General features: G+C 51.7%; 16 protein-coding genes and 2 tRNA genes. 11 read left to right on the top strand and 7 right to left on the bottom strand.

Features of this window, described 5'->3' with window-relative positions:
• Entirely contained in the window at nucleotides 1-1,275 is a 1,275-nt protein-coding gene (locus BN98_RS07140; protein ID WP_019189417.1) for an adenylosuccinate synthase, read from the top strand.
• 1,019 nt (nucleotides 1,276-2,294) lie between these two features.
• Here BN98_RS07140 and BN98_RS07130 read toward each other — a convergent pair.
• The 4 genes from BN98_RS07130 to BN98_RS07115 form a co-directional block, all read right to left on the bottom strand.
• Complete coding sequence (locus BN98_RS07130) at nucleotides 2,295-3,551, bottom strand: FAD:protein FMN transferase (protein WP_019189419.1); 1,257 nt, start codon at nucleotides 3,549-3,551, stop codon at nucleotides 2,295-2,297.
• 90 nt (nucleotides 3,552-3,641) lie between these two features.
• Nucleotides 3,642-3,715 (bottom strand) — tRNA-Val (locus BN98_RS07125).
• A 90-nt stretch (nucleotides 3,716-3,805) separates the two neighbouring features.
• Complete coding sequence (locus tag BN98_RS07120; protein WP_019189420.1) at nucleotides 3,806-4,015, bottom strand: YtxH domain-containing protein; 210 nt, start codon at nucleotides 4,013-4,015, stop codon at nucleotides 3,806-3,808.
• Nucleotides 4,016-4,407: 392 nt separating this feature from the next.
• Nucleotides 4,408-4,481 (bottom strand) — tRNA-Val (locus tag BN98_RS07115).
• A gap of 1,350 nt (nucleotides 4,482-5,831) precedes the next feature.
• Here BN98_RS07115 and BN98_RS07100 point away from each other — a divergent pair.
• The 9 genes from BN98_RS07100 to BN98_RS07060 all read left to right on the top strand — a co-directional run bounded on the left by BN98_RS07100 (nucleotide 5,832) and on the right by BN98_RS07060 (nucleotide 14,558).
• A complete protein-coding gene (locus BN98_RS07100) occupies nucleotides 5,832-6,830 on the top strand; it encodes a phosphate ABC transporter substrate-binding protein (RefSeq protein ID WP_019189422.1) in 999 nt (332 codons plus the stop codon).
• 220 nt (nucleotides 6,831-7,050) lie between these two features.
• Nucleotides 7,051-8,091: a phosphate ABC transporter permease subunit PstC gene (gene pstC, locus BN98_RS07095; RefSeq protein WP_019189423.1), complete on the top strand. Its 1,041-nt coding sequence runs from the start codon at nucleotides 7,051-7,053 to the stop codon at nucleotides 8,089-8,091.
• Nucleotides 8,091-8,990 carry a PstA family ABC transporter permease gene (locus tag BN98_RS07090; protein WP_019189424.1) on the top strand — a complete coding sequence of 300 codons (900 nt, stop codon included), beginning with the start codon at nucleotides 8,091-8,093 and terminating at the stop codon, nucleotides 8,988-8,990. The genes pstC and BN98_RS07090 overlap by 1 nt, the downstream gene beginning before the upstream one ends.
• Before the next feature lie 37 nt (nucleotides 8,991-9,027).
• Nucleotides 9,028-9,804 carry a phosphate ABC transporter ATP-binding protein PstB gene (gene pstB, locus BN98_RS07085; RefSeq protein WP_019189425.1) on the top strand — a complete coding sequence of 259 codons (777 nt, stop codon included), beginning with the start codon at nucleotides 9,028-9,030 and terminating at the stop codon, nucleotides 9,802-9,804.
• Between the two features lie 24 nt (nucleotides 9,805-9,828).
• Nucleotides 9,829-10,482: a phosphate signaling complex protein PhoU gene (phoU, locus tag BN98_RS07080; protein ID WP_019189426.1), complete on the top strand. Its 654-nt coding sequence runs from the start codon at nucleotides 9,829-9,831 to the stop codon at nucleotides 10,480-10,482.
• A 60-nt stretch (nucleotides 10,483-10,542) separates the two neighbouring features.
• The gene (locus BN98_RS07075; protein WP_019189427.1) at nucleotides 10,543-11,226 is read left to right on the top strand and encodes a response regulator transcription factor; all 684 of its coding nucleotides are present in this window, start codon (nucleotides 10,543-10,545) and stop codon (nucleotides 11,224-11,226) included.
• Nucleotides 11,227-11,239: 13 nt separating this feature from the next.
• On the top strand, nucleotides 11,240-12,358 hold the full coding sequence (locus BN98_RS08040; protein WP_019189428.1) for a sensor histidine kinase: 1,119 nt from the start codon (nucleotides 11,240-11,242) through the stop codon (nucleotides 12,356-12,358).
• Nucleotides 12,359-12,410: 52 nt separating this feature from the next.
• Complete coding sequence (locus BN98_RS07065; protein ID WP_019189429.1) at nucleotides 12,411-13,358, top strand: L-threonine 3-dehydrogenase; 948 nt, start codon at nucleotides 12,411-12,413, stop codon at nucleotides 13,356-13,358.
• A 12-nt stretch (nucleotides 13,359-13,370) separates the two neighbouring features.
• Entirely contained in the window at nucleotides 13,371-14,558 is a 1,188-nt protein-coding gene (locus BN98_RS07060; RefSeq protein ID WP_019189430.1) for a glycine C-acetyltransferase, read from the top strand.
• A gap of 157 nt (nucleotides 14,559-14,715) precedes the next feature.
• On the opposite strand, the gene gltS is transcribed toward BN98_RS07060, so the two are convergent.
• The 3 genes from gltS to BN98_RS07045 all read right to left on the bottom strand — a co-directional run bounded on the left by gltS (nucleotide 14,716) and on the right by BN98_RS07045 (nucleotide 18,722).
• Complete coding sequence (gene gltS / locus BN98_RS07055; protein WP_019189431.1) at nucleotides 14,716-15,954, bottom strand: sodium/glutamate symporter; 1,239 nt, start codon at nucleotides 15,952-15,954, stop codon at nucleotides 14,716-14,718.
• Nucleotides 15,955-16,072: 118 nt separating this feature from the next.
• The gene (locus BN98_RS08035) at nucleotides 16,073-17,191 is read right to left on the bottom strand and encodes a Maf family protein (protein WP_019189432.1); all 1,119 of its coding nucleotides are present in this window, start codon (nucleotides 17,189-17,191) and stop codon (nucleotides 16,073-16,075) included.
• Nucleotides 17,192-17,480: 289 nt separating this feature from the next.
• The gene (locus tag BN98_RS07045) at nucleotides 17,481-18,722 is read right to left on the bottom strand and encodes an aminopeptidase (RefSeq protein WP_019189433.1); all 1,242 of its coding nucleotides are present in this window, start codon (nucleotides 18,720-18,722) and stop codon (nucleotides 17,481-17,483) included.
• A gap of 130 nt (nucleotides 18,723-18,852) precedes the next feature.
• Between BN98_RS07045 and pepF the strand changes: the two genes are divergently transcribed.
• Nucleotides 18,853-20,661, top strand: a complete 1,809-nt coding sequence (gene pepF / locus BN98_RS07040) for an oligoendopeptidase F (protein WP_019189434.1) — start codon at nucleotides 18,853-18,855, stop codon at nucleotides 20,659-20,661.
• Nucleotides 20,662-21,139 lie beyond the last annotated feature (478 nt).

Here is a 21,139-nt window from a genome sequence, read left to right as displayed (position 1 = left end):
ATGGCACATGGCGCCATTGTTGGCATTAACTGGGGCGATGAAGGCAAAGGCCGTATGGTCGATCTTCTCACCGAACAATACGACGTGGTCGTTCGCTACCAAGGCGGCGGCAACGCCGGTCACACCGTCGTGAACGACAAGGGCACATTTGCGCTCCATCTGTTGCCGTCAGGCATTTTCCGTCCCGAGGTGATCAACATTCTTGGCAACGGGGTAGCGGTGGATTGCGAGAATCTGCTCAAAGAAATGCAGGAAGTGGAACAAAAAGGTGTACCCCTGGAGCCTTCTCATTTCATGATCTCCGAGCGCGCTTCCCTTGTCCTGCCCTGGCATCGCGACCTTGACGCCCTCGAAGAGGCGCGTCTGGCTGATCGGAAATTCGGCTCCACCAAGCAGGGCATTGCTCCCTTCTATGCCGATAAAGCCGCCAAGAAAACCATCATGGCCGGCGAATTGCTCTATCCCGAGCATCTGCGCAACCATGTGGAACAGTTGGTCGAATGGAAGAATCTTACATTGACCAAAGTTTACGGCGCTCCGGCAACGACAACCGAAGAGGTTCTTTCTTGGCTTAAACAATATGCCGAGCCCTTAAAGCCATACATTCGTAACACCGCCAAGGTTCTCCGTGAAGCCGATCGTGCCGGCAAAAAGATTCTCTTTGAAGCGCAACTTGGCGCTCTGCGCGACTTGGATCTGGGCATTCATCCATACACCACCTCATCCAACTCCCTGGCCGCTTACGCACCCGTCGGCTCCGGTTTCCCCGCCGTGCACATTCAAGACGTACTCGGCGTCGTCAAGGCCTACTCCAGCTGTGTCGGTGAAGGCCCCTTTACCTGCGAATGGTTCGGCGACCAAGCCGAAGCCCTACGCAAAGCCGGCAACGAATACGGCGCAAAAACCGGCCGTCCCCGTCGCGTCGGCCCCATCGATCTCGTTGCCACCGGTTATGGTGTGGACGCCCAAGGCGCGACAGCCATTGCTCTCACTAAGCTCGACGTACTAAGCTACCTCGACGAAATTCCCGTCGTTGAACGCTACCGCATCCATGGCGATGAAACCGACGAATTCCCATTCCCAGAGCTTTTGAATGACGCCGAACCCGTCGAAACCACCCTTCCGGGATGGAAACAGGACATCTCCGGCTGCCGCACCTGGGACGATCTCCCGCAAGCCGCCAAAGACTACGTCCTCTACCTTGAAAAAGCCATCGATTGTCCAATTCGTTACGTCTCCGTCGGTCCCGAACGCGAAGCGATCATTTTGCGATAAGCAGCAGAAGGTGCGACGTTATAATAGCAATCACAACCAGCAATTCCTCTAATACCAGAAGTTGAAGGCGGCCTGCAAGGCCACCTACCATAATGGCATATTACGAAAGCCGACCCGTACAGGTCGGCTTCTTTTTTTGCGAATTGGCCCCCCACGATAACGAATGTCGTGCCTTTTGAGGAAAAATGGCGGAGGCACGGTCAGAAATGCGGGACAGATGGCATGGCCGACCGTGCCTTTTGCAAAAAATGGTCAAAGGCACGGTCGAAATCGGAGGTTGTGGGGCGCGGCCGACCGTGCCTTTTGGAAAAAAACGTCAAAGGCACGGTCGAAATCGCGAGGCAAAGGGCGCAGGCGACCGTGCCTTTTGTAAAAAAGCGACAAAGGCACGGTCGAAATTGGAGGTTGTGGGGTGTAGCCGACCGTGCTTTTTGGAAAAAAACGTCAAAGGCACGGTCGAAACCGTGGGTTGTGGGGTGTAGTCGACCGTGCCTTTTGCAAAAAATGGTCAAAGGCACGGTCGAAATCGCGAGGCAAAGGGCGTGGCCGACCGTGCCTTTTGCAAAAAAGCGTCAAAGGCACGGTCGAAATTGCGAGGCAGAGGGCGCAGGCGACCGTGCCTTTTGTAAAAAAGCGACAAAGGCACGGTCGAAATCGGAGGTTGTGGGGTGTAGCCGACCGTGCCTTTTGCAAAAAATGGTCAAAGGCACGGTCAAAATCGGCGGTTGAGGGGTGTAGTCGACCGTGCCTTTTGCAAAAAAACGACAAAGGCACGGTCGAAATCGGAGGTTGTGGGGTGTAGGCGACCGTGCCTTTTGCAAAAAAGCGTCAAAGGCACGGTCGAAACCGGAGATCAATGGGCACCGGCGTCCTAGAATAGGCGCCTTCGGCGCCGGAAGGAGTCGGCCTGACGGCCGACGATTGGTAAATAAGGAAGGCGCCCCGCCGGGGCGCCTCCTATGGTAAAAAGCCGACCCGCATGGGTCGGCTCCTCACATCCTGCCTTAAAACACCCCTCTTTATTGCTGCGGTTGTGCCAGCGTCACATCCGCTTGCATACCGGGCGTCGCATTGACATGCATGTTCTGATCCACCCAGAGCACTTCCACGCCGGCGTCCTTGTAGTTCTCCAAAATTTTCTGGGCCTCCTCCGGCGTCGCTATAAAGAAAGCCGTGGAGAGAAGGTCGGCCAGACCGGAATCTGCGGTGCGCACGGTTACCGAGGAATACGCAGTAGCCGGATAGAGCGTTTGCGGATCGATGATGTGCGCATAACGCACACCATTCAGCTCAAAGTAGCGTTGATAATCGCCAGAGGTCACCATCGAGGTATTGGCCTTAACAGCGGCCTTCGCAATAATGTCCTGATTGTCAGAACGCGGATGCACAATGCCAACATTCCACGTGGCACGCCCATCGATAGGCGTTCCGATGACCTTGACATTGCCACCAGCGCTGATAAGACCATGCGCAAAGCCCGCTTCCATCAATTTTTTAGCAATGCATTCTGTCGCGTAGCCCTTGGCCACCGCGCCGGCATCGAGCTTGAGATCCGGGTCTTGGAAGTACACGGTTTTCTTTTTCGGATCCAGAACGAGATCATTGATATTGCGATGCTTGGCCGACGCTTCCAGCGCTGCCTTTGTGGGCAAGGTAATCGGGGCATGGGAAGTGGTATCGCTATGCGACGCATCGTGCTCGTGCTCTTCCTGTTCCGCAATAGCCGCCTCACGCGTGTCATGCCAAAGCGTCAGCGTTGCGCCCATGGCAATGTTCACCTTGCCCAGCGTTTTCGCATAGTTCTCTTTGCTAAACGCGAGCATCGAAAAAAGATCATCCTCTACGGCTACCGGCGCCTGGGCGGCCGTCTTATTCAAGGTCATCAGATTTGTGACACCCTCATATTCCTTGTAGTTATCATAAAGCTTATGCAATCGCTCAAATTCCGTCCGACAGAGCGTAAAATAGCGATCGAATTCTTTTTCATCTTTTGTATACGCGACGAACTGAATCATCGTATCAAAAGCATCATAAAAGGTACCGGTATTTTTGTACCATTTGGTCCCATCTTCGCCATCTACCCAGGTGCCTTGCCCCGTAAGAGGCATTTTTTCCAACGCTTCAGTCGTGAGCTTCGGACCCTCGGAATCAGCAGAAACCGAAGAGGCTGCCGAAGAATCGCTTTGCTCTTGGCCATTCGGCTTTGCCGGCGACTGGCAACCCGCCAGCAGGCACATCGCTACTCCAAGCGCAACCGCTTTTTTGACAAATTTCATGACTCCTCCTTTAGCCTTCCGCCATGCCTTGCAGGCGCTGCCTAATAAAAAAGCCCGATCCGCATTCGCAGGACCGGGCGCTTTACGTGATGGACCACACTGGAATCGAACCAGCGACCTCCACGATGTCAACGTGGCGCTCTAACCGACTGAGCTAATGGTCCGTACTCGAAAAATAATAACAGAATCCGGCGATGGTGTCAATAAAAAGAAGGCCGCCCGCCGGCAGCCTTCTCTTATCCTTCATGATAAAATTACTTTCCAATATTGCCCAAAAAGTCTTTGACGTTCTCAACGCCTTCTTTTGCTTTCTCTTTCAAATCCTCAGCGCCTTCTTTTGCCTTATCTTTCAAATCCTCAGCGCCATCGCTAACTTTCTTGCCGACATCTTTGCCCATGTCGCTGACATTCTTACCGGCCTCATCAATTTTTTCTTTTGCATTCTCCAAAAAATCTTTTGCCATGATAATCTCCTTTTTGTGACGTTTCTTCGCAACATTCCATGTTAAAACAAGCCGTTTCTTTCGCCGCCTTGCTTCGGCTTTTCCGGCGTCGCCCGGAAAGGCAACACCACAGAAAACTTTTTGTTCAAGCCTAAATTTCCTGTCTATTCTTTAATACCCAAAAACCCTTTCCATAAAACGAAAAATGATCACCTCGTATCATAACAATGCACCGCTACGGATTTATCGACCGGCGTCTGTTGGCACTGGTAGGCGTCGCCATTTTATGCCATCTCATAGTAATGGGATAGGAACTATGTTTCGGTAGCAACTGCGTCTGTCCCGGGCCCTTATGACAATGGGAAAGCTTCTATATAAAAAAACGACGAAGCCTGCGCTTCGTCGTTAATGCTTGGATCATGTTGGACTCGAACCGACGACCTCCACGATGTGAACGTGGCGCTCTAACCAGCTGAGCTAATGATCCATACGATTGAAAAATTATAACATGGAATCCCTGATTGCGCAAGCGCCGGCGGCATACCCTGTAGAAAGGTGCGCTTCAGCGCCATACCACTGGGCGTTCACAAAATAAGAAGCACTCGGAAGAAGGCGTGATCTTAAGCAGGGATTGTGGGCGTCGAGACCCGTCCCCGACCGTGCCTTTTACAAAAAAACGTCAAAGGCACGGTCAAAATCGGAGCAAAGAGGTCGTGCCCGACCGTGCCTTTTGCAAAAAAGCGTCAAAGGCACGGTCAAAACCGGAGCAAAGAGGTCGTCCCCGACCGTGCCTTTTGCAAAAAAGTGGCAAAGGCACGGTCAAAATCGGAGCAAAGAGGTTGTGCACGACCGTGCCTTTTATAAAAAAACGTCAAAGGCACGGTCAAAACCGGAGCAAAGAGGTCGTCCCCGACCGTGCCTTTTGGAAAAAAACGTCAAAGGCACGGTCGAAACCGGAGCGAAGAGGTCGTCCCCGACCGTGCCTTTTATAAAAAAACGTCAAAGGCACGGTCAAAATCACAGCGAAGCAGGCGTGCCCGACCGTGCCTTTTGCAAAAAAACGTCAAAGGCACGGTCAAAACCGGAGCGAAGCAGGCGTGCGCGACCGTGCCTTTTGACAAAAAAACGTGGCAAAGGCACGGTCAAAATCGGAGCAAAGAGGTCGTGCCCGACCGTGCCTTTTGCAAAAAATGAGCAAAAGCACGGTCGAAACCACAGCAAAGCAGTCGTCCCCGACCGTGCCTTTTGCAAAAAAGCGGCAAAGGCACGGTCAAAATCACAGCGAAGCAGGCGTTCCCGACCGTGCCTTTTACAAAAAAGCGGCAAAGGCACGGTCAAAATCGTGAGGCAGACGGCACAACCGACCGTGCCTTTTGCAAAAAAGCGTCAAAGGCACGGTCAAAACTGCGGGGCAGAGGTCGCACCCGCCTCCGAATGTAGCCCCCGACCACGCCTCATGCAAAAAACACGCACAGCCACGCTCCCCCCAAAAGGACTCCGCGACAACGCCACCATGGTCACCCCCGCCCAAATGAACTCTGTGATCGCGCCCCATCCCGCGCTCATCGCTAACAGGCCATTCCACACAGACACGGCGCGGTTCGCATGGATTTTACATAACCTTAACAAAAAGACTCTCCTTGTTTTAACCTGACTCTCTTATGCTATGAACTGTACACAGCGTATGGAGTGGGGTGTTTCCCATGGACTGTCCACGTTGCGTAGTCCTTCTGACAGAGATCTGCGGCATTGCTGCGGATGTCCGAATCATTCGGAAAACGCTGTGCGAGTACAGAAGGACCGAACAATTCTTAAATAAAAGAAAAGGTGGTATTCAATGAAATCAACCATGAAGAAAGTATTGGGCACGTTGTTGGCGTTTGCGCTCGTCGTGACACTGGCTGCTTGCGGTGGCAATGACAAAAAAGACCAGAGCAGCGCTGCTTCCGAAGCATCCAGCAATGCAGCAACTTCGGAACAATCCAAAGCAGATGCTTCGTCGGGAGCCGCTACAAAGGGTGGCGATGTGGATCCGAGTCTGAAGGGCCAGATCAGCGCATCCGGTTCGTCGGCATTGAAGCCGTTGGCAGATAAAGCGGCGGAAGCATTCATGCAGAAGGCAACGGGCGTGGCCATTACCGTAAACGCGGGTGGTTCGGGCCAGGGCCTGAAAGACGCTGCTGCCGGTACTGTTACGCTGGGTATGTCGGATGTTTTTGCTGAGGACAAACTGGAAGCGGATCAGGCAAAAGGCTTAGTTGACCACAAGGTTTGCATCATCACGATGGCTCCGATTGTTAATGAAAAGAACAAAGTTGCTGATTTAACACAGCAGCAGATGATTGACATCTTCACCGGCAAGGTAACGAACTGGAAAGATGTCGGTGGCGATGATAAGCCGATCATGCTGATCACTCGTCCGTCTTCCTCCGGTACGCGTGCTCTGTTCACGAAGTTCGCTCTGAATGGTGCGGACGAGACCAAGGGCTCCATGGAAACAGATAACTCAGGCGAATTGCTGCAGAGCGTAAAGCAGAACGAAGGCGCCATCGGTTATGTGGCTCTGTCCTACCTCGTTGGTGACCAGGCCAAAGGTGTCAAGGCGGTTAAACTGGACGGCGTAGAACCGACGTTGGAAAACACCTACTCGGGTAAATATCCGGTATGGGGCTTCGAACATGTTTATACAAAAGGCGAAGCACAGACTCCGGCAAAAGAATTCCTAGACTACTTCATGGGTGAAGAGTTTGGTAAGAACATCGAAGAGATGGGCTATGGCGTATCTTCGAAATTGGCTGCGGACGCTATGAAGGGTCATGATACCCCGATGAAGTAAAGCAAAGTCTCCTTCACAACTTCGAGTGTTCGTCCGAACATTCGGAAGGTTAGAGTCCGACAATAGGAAACTGCGGAGGCATTGTGAAATGAGAGTTTCGCAATGCCTCTTCCTTTACGGCTGGTGTTTTCGGCAGGGAAGAGCCCCTTAATCGGAACATTTTTGAAGCGAGACGTCCTGTAGAACCGGGACATTCTTTAGAACCAGATTGGACGTGCATATGGCTACGAAACAACAAGAAGCAGCGTCTTCGTCATTGGTGAAGACACGTGAAAAGAGACTGCGCACGCCGGGAGAGGAAAAGTTCAGAAGAGAGTACTTGGGACGCGGATTTGTGACCTTCATGGGGTTACTCATCATAGCCATTACCATCGCTATTCTTCTATTCCTGCTTGTGCGCGGGACAGCCTCCTTCACGCAGTTCAAGCATGGTGTGATGGACTTTCTTTTTAGCGAAAATTGGAATCCTACGGACTCCTTTGATTCACCGGGGAAGGGCAGCATCGGGGCCGCGGTGTATATCTTCGGCTCCATCCTCACCTGCGGTCTGGCCATTCTATTGGCCACGCCGTTTTCGCTGGGGGCAGCGATTTTTATGACAGAAATTGCTCCGAAATGGGGCAAAACCATTTTTCAACCGGCCGTGGAAATCTTCGTTGGTATTCCCTCCATTGTCTATGGCTGGGTGGGCTTGACCGTGTTGGTGCCTTGGATTCGTGATACTTTCCATGCCCCGGTAGGCGGCTATTCCGTGTTAGCGGCCGTGATCGTATTGACAGTTATGATCTTTCCGACCATCACCACGTATATCACGGATACCATTCGCGGTGTGCCGGATAGCTATCGCCAGGCAGCCTATGGCATGGGATCTACGCGCTGGCAGGTCATTAAGAACATCGTCATTCCGGCATCCAGCACCGGTATTTATACCGGCATTATTTTGGGGCTGGCACGTGCATTCGGCGAAGCATTGGCCGTTTCCATGGTGATTGGGCGTACGCGTCTGTTCCCGAACGGCATTTTGTTTCCGACGGCGAACATCACCGGCATCTTGGCTTCCGATATGGGTAATACTATCGATGGAAGTGAAGCAAACATGGCACTTTGGAGTCTGGCATTGCTGTTAATGGTGATCTCTATTCTGTTCATTGTTCTAATCCATGTATTCTCGAATGTTCAGAAGAACAAACTGGAGCAGCAGAAGAGTGCGATGAAGGCGGCGGAAAAAGCCGACGTGGATCTGGATGAGGAGGTGGTGTGATGGACGAGAGAATGCGAAAGCGTATCGCCCAAGCCAAGAATGTGGATCGCTTCATGACGATACTGTTCTCGGCAATCGGCGGCTTCTTCCTGATCTTCATCCTGCTTTTAGCAGGCTATATTATCGTAAATGGCCTCATGAGCTACTTTCCGGGCGTTTTTTCCTTCTCATCCAAGGGTATCGGAAACCAGCTCTTTAATACCATTTATCTGCTGTTCCTTTCGTTGCTATTCAGCTGCCTGGTGGGCATTCCGGCAGGTATCTATATGGCAGAATATGCGAAACAGGGCAAAGTCACCGAATTCTTGCGGATGAGCATCGAATCTTTATCCTCGCTGCCGTCCATTGTTATCGGTTTGTTCGGCTACTTGGCCTTTGTGCTCACTTTTGGTGCCACCTGGAACCTGTTAGCTGGCTCCTTGACGGTATCCATTTTAAGTATTCCGCTCATTACCACCTCCACAGAGGACGCCATTCGCGCGTTGCCACGCAACTTTGTTGAAGGCAGCATGGCGTTGGGATCGACCCATTGGTACGCCATTGTGCACACCTTGCTGCCAGCGGCGCTGCCGCGTATCGGCTCCGGTATCATCTTGGCTGCCGGCCGTGTTTTCGGTGAAGCGACGGCGTTAATGTATACGTCGGGTATGTCTACCCGTATCGACTGGGCAAACTGGGACTTGACCTCTCCGCTAAACGCGTTAAACCCGCTCCGCACCGGCGAAACGCTGGCGTTGCATATTTGGGTTATGCGCTCGGAAGCTGTGGACCCGAACAGTGCGAAAATTGCTAACTTTTCGGCCGCTATCTTGGTCATTGTCGTGTTGCTGTTCTCAGTCATTGCGCGCAGAATTGTCAGCAACATCAACAAAAAGCAAACCGGAAGCGCTAAGAAGTAAAGCGTTCGACGGTTGAGAATCAGTGAAGGAGTCGTTGATGAATACGATTGAAACGCAGAACCAGCCCTTCAAATTCGAGGTGTCTGATCTGGACTTTTATTACGGCGAGTTTCAGGCGCTCAAGGGGATCAGTATGAATGTGAAATCCAATCAGATTACGGCATTCATCGGGCCATCCGGTTGTGGAAAATCCACCTTTTTAAAAACCATCAACCGTATGAACGATTTGATTCCCGATACGCGCGTGGATGGCAAGCTGCTCATGGATGGCAAGGACGTCTATAAAGATATGGATGCGTTGGAGTTACGTAAGCGTGTCGGTATGGTGTTTCAGCAGCCGAACCCGTTTCCGAAGAGTGTCTATGAAAACGTGGCCTACGGACCGCGTATTAATGGCATTCGTGACCGGCAGCAGCTGGACGAGATTGTGGAACGCAGCCTCAAGCAAGCGGCCATTTGGGACGAAATGAAGGATCGTCTACACAAGAGTGCGTTGGGACTTTCCGGCGGACAACAACAGCGTTTGTGCATTGCGCGTACTCTGGCAGTGGAACCGGAAGTCATCCTAATGGATGAACCGACCTCGGCATTGGACCCGATTTCCACGACGAAGATCGAAGACCTTATGTTTGATCTGAAAAAAGAGTTCACGATCGTCATCGTCACCCATAATATGCAGCAGGCAACGCGCATTGCCGATGAAACGGGCTTCTTCTATTTAGGAGAGCTGGTAGAGTTTGGCGATACCGTGCAAATTTTTGAAAATCCGCGCTATGAACGTACGGAGCGCTATGTTACGGGTCACTTTGGATGATGCCCGTCGGTGGGAGGAGAAAGTATGCGTAATAATTTTGAAAACAAACTGGAGGAATTGAACTCCAACTTGGTGTCCATGGGAGAAATGGTGAACCAGTCTCTCTCGTATGCGCTGGAGGCCTTAAACAGCAAGGATACATCGCATATCGATTTTGTGCTCCAACAGGAACCGGAGATCAATCAATTTTGCTCGGAGATTGAATCCGAGGCGTTGTTACTATTGCTGAAAGAGCAGCCGTTAGCGCGCGACTTTCGCTTTGTGTCGGCCGCCATTCGCATGAACACGGATATGGAGCGCATCGGAGATCAGGCAGAGGATATTGCTGTTCTGGTTAAACAGATGCTCAACTTCGGCTATAAACAGCGGAGCTTAGGTAGTCTGACGAAGATGTCAGAAATCACACAAACGATGGTTTCCAACGCCGTACGTGCGTTTGTGGAAGGGGACAGCGAACTGGCGTACGAAGCAGCCCAGATGGATGATGAAGTGGATGCCCTCTTTATCAAAGTCCGCGAAGAAGTCATCAATGATATTCGCACAGAAACCATCGATGCGAATTTGGCCATTGATCTGTTGATGATTTCAAAATACTTGGAGCGCAGTGCGGATCACGCGCAAAACATTGCGGAAGCCGTGGTATATTCCATTACCGGTGCGGTCGAAAAATTTGATTAGCTTTTTCGTCAACCGCTCTGCGCTTATTGCGGTTCTTTCTATCTTTCGAGAGGAAATGTCATGAAACAGGTTTTTATAGTTGAAGATGATCAAAATATACGGGAATTGATCAGCTATGCCTTGAATAACAACGGGTACAAGGCGCGCGGCTTTGCTGATGCAAAGGGATTGTACGAAGCGCTGGAAAAGGAAGAGCCGCCGATTCTCTTTTTACTGGATATCATGCTGGACGGAGAAGACGGTTACACCATCCTTGGAACACTGAAGAATCGGGTGGAAACCAAGGAAATTCCGGTGATCATGCTGACGGCGAAAACCAGCGAATACGACAAGGTGCGCGGGTTGGACATGGGCGCGGATGATTATATCACGAAACCCTTTGGGGTCATGGAACTCTTAAGTCGTGTGAAAGCGGTGTTGCGTCGCTATGGCGATAGCGAAGAGCGCTCGGTTTTAGTTCACAACGAAATCGAGATGGATCCGCAAAAACGGCAGACGTTGGTGAATGGAAATGAGGTACAATTAACCTACAAAGAGTTCGAGCTGCTCTATTATCTTATGAATAATTTAGACGTGGTCTTGTCGCGTGATCGGATTATGAATGAGATCTGGGGTTATGAATATGCCGGCGAAACGCGTACCGTGGATGTCCATATTCGTTCGCTGCGCCAGAAGCTGGGCGATGCGGGCAAGTACATTAAAACCGTGCGCAATGTCGGCTATAAATTGAGCAAGGATGCTTAACAGGAGGGGTGGAATGAAGCGTAATATTTGGTTCCGTTTTTTATTGGCGGGCATGATTTTTGCGCTCGTTTCCACCCTGATTTGTTTGTGGACGTTACATGCGGAACTGCCGGAGAAGACGCCGGTACAATGGGCAAAGATCATGTTTCCAGTGGTGTTGGAGCTTTCGATTGTGGCTGTCGTTTTGTCCACCATTTTCACGGATCGCATCTATGCTCAAAGCTTACGTCCGCTGCGCATGATGGTGAAATATTTAAACGGTTTGCTGTCGGGCAAAGTGACAGATGAGGTGCCCACGCTTGAAGCGGAAGAGGCGCTCGGGAGTCTATTGGAGACGAATAAAGAACGCACGCATTTCTTGCAGCAATTGGCGAATGTGCGCGAAAACGAAAATATGCGTCGCCAATTTTCCGCCAATGTGAGCCATGAGTTGAAAAGTCCGCTCACGTCCATTAACGGTTATGCGGAAATGATTGAATCCGGCATGGTGGGGCCCGAAGACACGCGCCGTTTTGCCGGTATTATCCATCGTGAAGGCATTCGCCTTCTGAATATGATCAATGAAATTATCCAGCTTTCAAAATTTGATACCGGGTATTCGGATTTTGATCAACGCGAGGAATTTGATTTACATAAAGCATTGTTACAGGAGATAGAAACCCTGGGATCGATGGCACAGGATCACCATGTTAAGCTCCATGTGGATGTGGAGGGCACAGGAAAAGATCAGGAAGTGCGCCTGTTCGGCAATCGGCGACTGATGACGGACGTATTGCGTAACCTGCTCAGCAATGCGATCAAGTATTCAAAGCCGGAGGGCGGATATGTCTTGACAAAGCTACGGCAAGACGAGGACAATATACTTATAATCGTGGAAGACGATGGCATCGGTATTGCGCCGGAAAACCAGGAACGCATTTTTGAACGTTTCTATGTGGTAGACCCGGGTCGTACGCGTACAGAGGGATCGGGAACCGGTTTGGGCCTTTCCTTGGTAAAGCATATTGTGCAGGTGCACGGTGGGACGCTTACGCTGGAAAGTGCCCTGGGCACGGGATCACGCTTTACCATTTCCCTGCCGCGCCGTAAGCAAGAAGCCGAATCCGTCGCAATCGACACTCCCGGGGCGTAGGGTTCTTGCGCCTTCGAGGGAGTAACGGTGAAAGGTAGCCGAAGGAGCAGGTATGCAAACGATTCTAATCACAGGCGGATTGGGCCAGATTGGGACAGAACTATCGTCCTATCTCAGGCGCGAGTATGGGGCGGAGCATGTTATTCTGACGGATGTGGTGCAGAAGGATTCCCCGGCGGTGGAAGCCGGCCCCTTTGAACTCTTAGATGTTACAGACGGCAAGCGTCTGGCGGAACTCGTGGACAACTATCACGTGGATACGGTGATGCATCTGGCAGCTCTTTTGTCTGCCGTTGCGGAAGCGCGTCCGCAATTGGCCTACCAAATTAACCTGGGAGGCCTTTTTCAGGTTCTGGAGGTAGCCAGAGAGAAGAATCTCTCTGTCTTCACGCCCAGTTCGATCGGTGCATTCGGACCGACCACCCCGAAAGTTACTCCGCAGGATACGATTCAGCGCCCGACAACAATGTACGGCGTGACCAAAGTCGCCGGCGAACTTCTGTGCGATTATTATTTCCGTCGTTTCGGCGTGGATACGCGCGGCGTTCGTTTCCCGGGACTGATTTCTTATGAGGCTCTGCCGGGTGGCGGCACGACGGATTATGCCGTGGAAATTTACTATAAAGCCATTCGTGACGCGCATTATACCTGCCCGATTGCCAAAGGCACGTTGATGGATATGATGTATATTCCCGATGCGCTGCGAGCGGTGCATGAATTGATGGAGGCGGATCCTTCGAAGCTCAAGCATCGCAACGCTTTTAATATCGCCTCCATGAGCTTTGCCCCGGAGGACGTTGCGGCGGCCATTCAAAAACAGATGCCTGCGTTCACCATGGAGTATGAGGTCAATCCGACCTTGCAGGCGATTGCCGATTCCTGGCCGGATCAGCTGGACGACAGTGCTGCCCAAGAAGAATGGGGCTGGAAGGCAAAGTACGATCTGGACACCATGACCACGGATATGTTGGAAAATTTAAAGAAACGTCTTACGAAATAGGGGAGGAGAATCATGAGCATTCACGACATGCAATATCTTGCGGAAAAAATTGAAGGGTTGAAACAAGACGGTCTCTATAAAACCTTTAAGGTGGTCGAAGGCCCGAATGAAGCGGAATGTGTCATTGATGGAAAAAAAGTCATCAATCTTTCCTCCAACAACTATCTGGGATTTGCTAATCATCCGCGTCTGAAGAAGGCCGCCATTGCCGCCATTGAAAAATACGGGGTTGGTGCCGGTGCGGTGCGTCCCATTAACGGAAACCTGTCTCTGCATGAGGAGCTGGAAAAACTCCTGGCCGAATTCAAGGAAGAGGAAGCCGTTATCGTCTACCAGTCCGGCTTTAACTGCAACGCCGGCACCATTCAAGCGGCGGTTGACGAAGGCGACTTGATTATTTCGGATGAATTAAACCATGCCTCTATTATCGATGGCTGCCGTCTTTCGAAGGCCAAGAAAACCGTCTTTAAGCATAGCGATATGAAAGATCTCGAGCGCGTGCTGAAGGAGCGTCGTGCGGAGTTCAATAAAGTTTTGATCATTACCGATGGTGTCTTTTCGATGGACGGCGATATCGCCAATTTGCCGGGCATCGTTGCCCTGGCGGAAAAGTATGATTGCATGACCTACGTGGACGATGCGCATGCTTCGGGCGTGTTGGGCCGCAGCGGCCGCGGTACGGTGGATCACTTCCATCTCCACGGCAAAGTGGACTTCATCATTGGTACCTTGTCCAAAGCCATGGGCGTTATCGGCGGCTATGTGGCGGGCAAACAGGTCACCATCGACTGGCTGAAGAACCGCAGCCGGCCGCTCCTGTTCTCTACTGGCAATACCCCGGCGGACACCGCTGCCATCATTGAAGCGGTTAAGATGCTGATGGAGAGCGATGCATACACCAACAAGCTATGGGACAATGCGCGCCTGTTTAAAGAAAAGCTTGGCAAACTGGGCTTTAACACCGGTCACAGCGAAACCCCCATCACTCCGATCATCATTGGCGACGAAGCCAAGACGGGCGCTTTCTCCGAAGCACTCTTTGAAAACGGCGTCTTCACCAGTCCGATCGTATTCCCGACCGTTCCGAAGGGGACCGGGCGTGTGCGCTGCATGATCACGGCGGCGCATACCGAAGAGCAAATCGAACGCGCTGTGGATATCATCGCGAAGGTCGGCCGTGAACTAGGCATCATCGAATAATACGAAAAAAACTGGCTGCTATGCCAGCGTCAATTGCAAAAATAAGAGGCTGTGCCATTTGGCACAGCCTCTTTACATCTGTTTTATTCCTCGGATTGCCGTGTGACTTCCGATGAAACGGTACGGGAGAAATATTCGTGCGATATAAAACAGCACCTTACTTTAAGTTCTGCACGAACATACGAATGAACGCGATGGTTTGCGGCTGATAAATAATATCCACCAAGAACGCACCGACAATCGGCACAATCATCATCGCTTTACGTGAATAACCATAGCGATCGTTGACCGCTGTCATGTTCACGATGGCAGAAGGCGTTGCACCCAGGCCGTGACCGCAGAGACCCGCACACATTACTGCAGCATCGTAGTCCGCACCCAAGATGCGGAAGATGATGAAGTAGGAAGCGAGACCCAGGAAAAGCACCTGGCAAATGACAACCAGCAACACGCCGCCAATCAGATCGGACAGCTGCCACAGTTTCAGCGTCATCAACGCCAAGGACAGGAACAGGTTCAGCATCACCGTACCGATACCGTCAACCAGCGCAAAATCAAAGTGGAAGAATTTATGCTTCTCGTTCAGGTTGCGCACGATGACGGCCAGGAACATTGCGCCGACATAAGTCGGGAAGTCCATTTTAATGAGTTTTCCAATCCAACCCGAAATGATCGAGCCGGCAGCCATGCAGCAGATGATGACAACGACGTTTTGAATGATTTCAAAGCTTGTCAGCGTATGTGTTTCGTCCGTCGTATTGATATCTGCAGCTGCCGTCGTGAAGTCTTCATTGGTCGGCTTCAGGTGGTGACGTTCGATAAGCAGACGACCCAGAGGGCCACCCAGCATAACGGCCGAAATCAGACCGAACGTTGCCGCTGCAGCACCCACCGTCTTAGCAATGGGATAGCCCATCCCGACGAAGGTATTGCCGTAGGACAGCGCAGCGCCATGTCCGCCGATCATCGAGATCGAGCTGGCCAGTAACGCATACGGCGGTTCCAGACCGGTGACGGCGGAAATGCCCATACCGATGCTGTTCTGGATGATGGAAACCACACCGCATACCAACCAGTAAATAATCAGCAATTTACCGCCGCTCTTCAGCAGCTTAAGGCTGGCGCCCAAGCCGACCGTTGTGAAAAATGCCAGCATAAATACGCTTTGGAAGGGATCATCGAATACAAAGGTAAAGCTTCCTGTGCTGTGGCCAACCCAAGTAATCAGCATGAAAATAAATCCACCAACGACCGGAGCAGGGATACAGAATTTCGCTAAAAAATTAACCTTCCTTACCAATAAGTACCCGATGAGAAGAAGTATGGCGGCTAACGCGAGCGTCAGCACGCTGTTGAGGTTGATAGTAAACAGATTGTCTATCACTTCAAATTTCATAATGCCTCCTTTTCATAATTGTACGCGACAGATGCACTTATACTATAACATAAAAACTTGAGAAAAGGTTTGTAGATGATAATAGGAATGGCACTGAAATCGTAAAACCGCCAACCTGCTACCGATTGTGGCGCAGGTAGTTGCGCAAGAAGATTTCGTCTTCTATCTCCAGATCGTGATTGCCGGCAAGCCCTTCGATATGGTGCTCAAATTCATGAAAGAGGGTTTCGCGTACATGGGGTTTTAACTGCTCGCGGTTGCACGTCGGAAATTGCTCGCGGAAGGAGCCGTAGTAGAGTTCGATATGGCGGCCGAGCGAATCTCGAACGTAGCGCCCCATCACCAACAGATCGTGGTTACGCGCCTTTGGATGGTATTCCACTTGCGGCTGGATTTGAATCAGACCGTTCAAATCACGGAAGAGAAATTCCGGCAATTCTTCCGCCAATTCCCGTACGATTCCCTCAAAAACGGCGATGGAAGGGAACACGTTATCCTCTGCATCGGTCATACTTGCCGCATTGACCGCGTTCGCGTCACCCGGACGACAAGCCGCTTTGTCACAGTCACGCCAAAGCACCACCCGCCCCGGCACATAATAGGGAGAAATGACCTCCCAGAGGGCGGAGACGGAAAAGCCGATCACTGTATAGGGATCCCCGCGCAGATCCGCAAGAAAGCTCGGCGGCATGTCCTGCAATCCGTAGGCGCCGGCGCGATCCAGAAGGGCGGGGGAGAGATAGGCTTTCAAGAGCGGCTCCATGGCGGGCACATAGGGAGAAAACGTCACTTGCGCAAAGGTCTCGTAATGTATCGTGGCGTGCAAGGTGCGCAGGCATACCGCCGTGATGACGGTGTGCGTTTTGCCGAAATAGGAGCGAAGCATCCGTTCTGCATCGTCAAGATTGTAGGGCTTGTTGTAAATTTCTTCGCCCATGACGACCATGGTATCGGCAGCAATGTAGAGGGTATTTGCTAAGAGAGAAAAGTCGGGATTGTTGCAGCCGGCTTTGGCCGCTGCCAGCGTGCGTGCGGCCTCCGTGGCGCGTTCCAACATGGGTTGTCCTTCGGTTTTTGCAAGCGACGCCGCCCTTATAGCCGGTTCATCGACAGCGACATGGTCACGCATCGGATGCAAAAAGGAGAGCAACGCCCGGCGTCGCGGCGATCCGCTCAACAACACGGTATGTTCAAAATAATCCGGCTTACCATCGATTTGCAGTGAAGTGGTAAACATAAAACCTCCTTCGGAACCTAGGCACAGAAGCGTACCCATCGCTGCCCTAGCGCTAAAATTATCGATTTCAACACAAAGAAATCAAAATCCCACTTCGCAAGTATGATATACTACTATCGGATTAGAAATATCTAATCAATGCATGCATATCAACTGACGTATAGCGTATTTCGTCTTCCTTTGTTCTGCTTTCAAACGAAGCACGAAATGAAGCATCCGACGGCCGCCGAGGCCGTCGGATTTTTCTTTATAGGGGGGGGAAGTGCATCTGCTTTGCCCCCGCCATACCTTATTCAAGAACGAAATTCCCATCCTTAAAGATGTTATGCGTTTTGCCGTCATGTGTCGTTCCAACGATGGAAAGATCCGCTGTGCCCACCATGAAATCTTCATGAATTTGCGAAACGTTGGCACCGTGTTTTAGCAGGTCTTCGTCGCTCATGGCATCACCACCCTCGAGCGTGGTCGGATAGCTGGCGCCAAAGGCAAAGTGACAAGAGGCGTTTTCATCAAAAAGTGTCTCATAGAAGAGCGTTTTTGCGTTGGAAATAGGGGAGTCGTAGGGCACGAGTGCGATTTCGCCCAGACGCACTGCGTTTTCATCCTCAGCGAGCAACGCTTTAAGGGAAGCCTCCCCTTTTTCAGCGGTGTAGGATACCACTGCGCCCTTTTCAAAGTGCAGCGTAAAGTCTTCGATAAGACTGCCGTTATACGCCAGCGGACGCGTGGCGACAAGCGTCCCGTCCACGCCTTCCCGATGCGGCATCGTGAAGACTTCTTCGGTCGGCATGTTCGGCACGAAGGGGACCCCCGTTTGATCGGTAGAAGTGGCAGCTAACCAGAGATGCCCTTCCGGGAGACGCACAGTGAGGTCCGTGCCGTTTGATGCCGTATAATGCACAGACGCAAAGCGATAGGCATTTAACAGATCCGCGCGGTGCTGTAATCGCTTTAAATGTTCTTGCCAAGCTTGCACCGGATCGGGCAAATTTAGACGCATCACCTCAAAAATTTGCTCCCACAGGCGATCCACGGCAGCGTCACTGTCCGCCGCATCCGGATACACTTTCATTGCCCATGCCGGTGAGGGAATGGCAGCAATGGTCCAGGAGATTTCATCGTTCATGGTGTAGTGACGCAACGGCTGAAACTTGCGATTCATCGCCATGGATGCCCTCTGTACGCGATCGGGATCGACACCGGTTAGAGCTTCGGGATCGGCAGAAATCAGGTGAATCATGTGAGTGCCTTTTTTGCAATAGTATTCGCGGCGCTCATAGAGAAAATCCGGCACTGTTTCCAGGACTTCCATGGACGCGTGCTCCAGACGCAGACGGCGAAGCGTGTCATCGCTCCAATCCACCAGCACTTCTGAGGCACCTTTTTCGTAAGCATAGCGCGTCATCAGACGGACAAAGGGAGCCGTCTCCACGGACGCCTGAATCCAAACCGGAACGCCGGCCTGCACATTGGACCCCACCTCCACGACGAGACGGGCATAGGCTTCGAATCGTTTGTCGTTTTGCTTCATAGTTCCTCCTTGAAAAACGGGTACCATAACACCAGCGTACTATGGCAGAATCATCTGCTTTTTATTATAGCCAAAGAAGCGCGTGCCGAACACACGCCATCCCTTGCCGATGCAACGAAAGGATATAGCAATGGAAAAAATATTAAATCGTGCCGATGTGCCTGTGGAACAAACCTGGGATCTGACGCCCATCTATCCAAACGAAGAAGCGTTTGAAACAGATTTTTCGCGTATCGAAACCTTAGCAAAAGACTTTGTTGACGCCTACGCCGGCCACTTGAAAGACGCCAAGACCGTTAACACTGCCCTTAAGGCCTATAGCGATATACAGGAGCTTGCGGAGCGTCTTTTTGCCTATTCGGATTTACAGGTGGAAGCCGATACGAGCAACAAAGAGAATATTGCGCGTGCTGCTCGCACGGGTTCCCGCATGGCAAAGATTTATGAAAAACTGGCTTTCTTTGCCATTGAATTAGCCCACTTGGACGACGCTGTTCTGGAAGAGGCCTCCCAACAGGCTCCTGACCATGTGCGTTTCCTAGGCAAGATTCGAAAAAATAAAGCCCATTATCTCTCCGCCGAGACTGAAGCAGCCCTTGCTGCCATGGCGCCGACACTCGACAGCCCTTATCAAATTTATAACGATATCAAAAACGCCGACACATGCTTCCCGTCGTTTGAAGCCCATGGCAAAACCTATGCCATGACCTATAACGCCTTTGAGAATCGCTACGAGTCCGACCCAGACCATACCGTGCGTCATACCGCCGCCGACCTTTTCTACGCCGAACTGGCGCGCCACAAAAATGGCACGGCCTCCGCTTACAATGCCCGGGTGCAACAGGAGAAAATTGAAGCCGACCTGCGTGGTTACGACTCGGTTTTTGACTATCTCTTAGCAGAGCAAGAAGTGCCTCGTGCCCTTTACGATCGCCAAATCGACGTCATTATGGAGCGCTTGGCACCCATTATGCAAAAGTACGCCACCCTCATCGGCCGTGTCCACGGCATTGACAGGATGACGACCTACGACCTCAAGCTGGAACTGGACCCCAACGTTTCTTCAGAAATCTCCTATGCCGAAGCTGCCGATTTTATTAAAGACGGCCTTTCCATTCTTGGCGATGACTATGTGGCCATGCTGGATCGCGCCTTTGACGAGCGATGGATCGATTACGCGGAAAATCGCGGCAAGAGCACCGGCGCCTTCTGTGCGGATGTCTACAGTGTCCATCCTTATGTGCTCTCCAGCTTCAACTACCACATCAATGAAGTAGCTACTTTGGCACATGAGTTGGGCCATGCCGGACAGAACATTCTCACAGCCAAGCATCAGCCCTTCCTTAACAAAGAAATGTCCATGTACGCCGTAGAATCCCCTTCCACCACCAATGAGCTCATCATGGAGAACTATCTTTTAAAGAAGGCCGGCGATGACAAACGTCAGCGTCGCTGGGTGTTGTCCCAGATGGTCTCCCAGACCTATTACCACAACTTTGTAACCCATCTCCTGGAAGCCGCGTATCAGCGCGAAGTCTATCGCATAGTGGAGCAAGGAGGCTCCGTGGATGCGGACTCTCTTACCGCCATTTATCGAGAGGTTCTCTCCCGCTTCTGGGGCGATGCCGTCGAAATCAAGGACGGTTCCGCACTCACCTGGATGCGCCAGCCCCACTACTACAACGGCCTATATTCCTACACCTACTCCGCCGGCCTCACCGTCGGCACCCAGATGGCTCTGCGCCTGATGAAAGGCGAACCCGGCGTCGTCGACCAATGGCGCGCCTTCCTCTCCGCCGGCGACTCCGTTGACCCCATCGGCCTTGCCGCCATTGCCGGCGTCGATATCACCACCGACAAGCCTCTGAAGGACACCATCGACTACATCGGTTCCATCGTAGACGAGTTGGTGTCGTTGACAGATGAACTGGAGAAATAAAAAAGATCATTCTTAGCGGTTGGGGCTGACCTTATGGGTCAGCCCCTTCCTTATATCTATTGATGCCCGGCACAGCTGGGCTTCCTTTTTATATAAATCGTCGGCCGAAGGACGACTCCTCACGGACGCCGGAGGCGCCTTTCTTTCGACAACGCGCGCGTTTTGCGGCCGCATTCAAATTTTCTGACCGTGCCTTTGCTCAATTTTTTCAAAAGGCACGGTCGGGGACGACCCGCGGGCTACGATTTCGACCGTGCCTTTGATGATTTTTTGTAAAAGGCACGGTCGGACATGACCTATTTGCTCCGGTTTCGACCGTGCCTTTGCCACTTTTTTCCAAAAGGCACGGTCGGGGACGACTGCTTCGCTCCGGTTTTGACCGTGCCTTTGCCTGTTTTTTTCAAAAGGCACGGTCGCACACGCCGTCTGCGTCCACTTTCTGACCGTGCCTTTGGCTGTTTTTTGCAAAAGGCACGGT

It is taken from the genome of Levyella massiliensis (assembly GCF_000308275.2).
Lineage (GTDB): Bacteria > Bacillota > Clostridia > Tissierellales > Peptoniphilaceae > Murdochiella > Murdochiella massiliensis_A.
Note: the sequence above shows the minus strand (reverse complement) of the source record. Positions and strands in the feature narration are given on the sequence as shown.

Bases quoted from the DNA above. Each gene is read 5' to 3' on its own strand.
- phoU (WP_019189426.1), top strand. From the start codon at position 9,829: ATGCGTAATAATTTTGAAAACAAACTGGAGGAATTGAACTCCAACTTG.
- BN98_RS08040 (WP_019189428.1), top strand. From the start codon at position 11,240: ATGAAGCGTAATATTTGGTTCCGTTTTTTATTGGCGGGCATGATTTTT.
- BN98_RS07120 (WP_019189420.1), bottom strand. From the start codon at position 4,015: ATGGCAAAAGATTTTTTGGAGAATGCAAAAGAAAAAATTGATGAGGCC.
- pepF (WP_019189434.1), top strand. From the start codon at position 18,853: ATGGAAAAAATATTAAATCGTGCCGATGTGCCTGTGGAACAAACCTGG.
- BN98_RS07140 (WP_019189417.1), top strand. From the start codon at position 1: ATGGCACATGGCGCCATTGTTGGCATTAACTGGGGCGATGAAGGCAAA.
- BN98_RS07130 (WP_019189419.1), bottom strand. From the start codon at position 3,551: ATGAAATTTGTCAAAAAAGCGGTTGCGCTTGGAGTAGCGATGTGCCTG.
- BN98_RS07060 (WP_019189430.1), top strand. From the start codon at position 13,371: ATGAGCATTCACGACATGCAATATCTTGCGGAAAAAATTGAAGGGTTG.
- BN98_RS07065 (WP_019189429.1), top strand. From the start codon at position 12,411: ATGCAAACGATTCTAATCACAGGCGGATTGGGCCAGATTGGGACAGAA.
- gltS (WP_019189431.1), bottom strand. From the start codon at position 15,954: ATGAAATTTGAAGTGATAGACAATCTGTTTACTATCAACCTCAACAGC.
- pstC (WP_019189423.1), top strand. From the start codon at position 7,051: ATGGCTACGAAACAACAAGAAGCAGCGTCTTCGTCATTGGTGAAGACA.
- pstB (WP_019189425.1), top strand. From the start codon at position 9,028: ATGAATACGATTGAAACGCAGAACCAGCCCTTCAAATTCGAGGTGTCT.
- BN98_RS07090 (WP_019189424.1), top strand. From the start codon at position 8,091: ATGGACGAGAGAATGCGAAAGCGTATCGCCCAAGCCAAGAATGTGGAT.
- BN98_RS07075 (WP_019189427.1), top strand. From the start codon at position 10,543: ATGAAACAGGTTTTTATAGTTGAAGATGATCAAAATATACGGGAATTG.
- BN98_RS08035 (WP_019189432.1), bottom strand. From the start codon at position 17,191: ATGTTTACCACTTCACTGCAAATCGATGGTAAGCCGGATTATTTTGAA.
- BN98_RS07045 (WP_019189433.1), bottom strand. From the start codon at position 18,722: ATGAAGCAAAACGACAAACGATTCGAAGCCTATGCCCGTCTCGTCGTG.
- BN98_RS07100 (WP_019189422.1), top strand. From the start codon at position 5,832: ATGAAATCAACCATGAAGAAAGTATTGGGCACGTTGTTGGCGTTTGCG.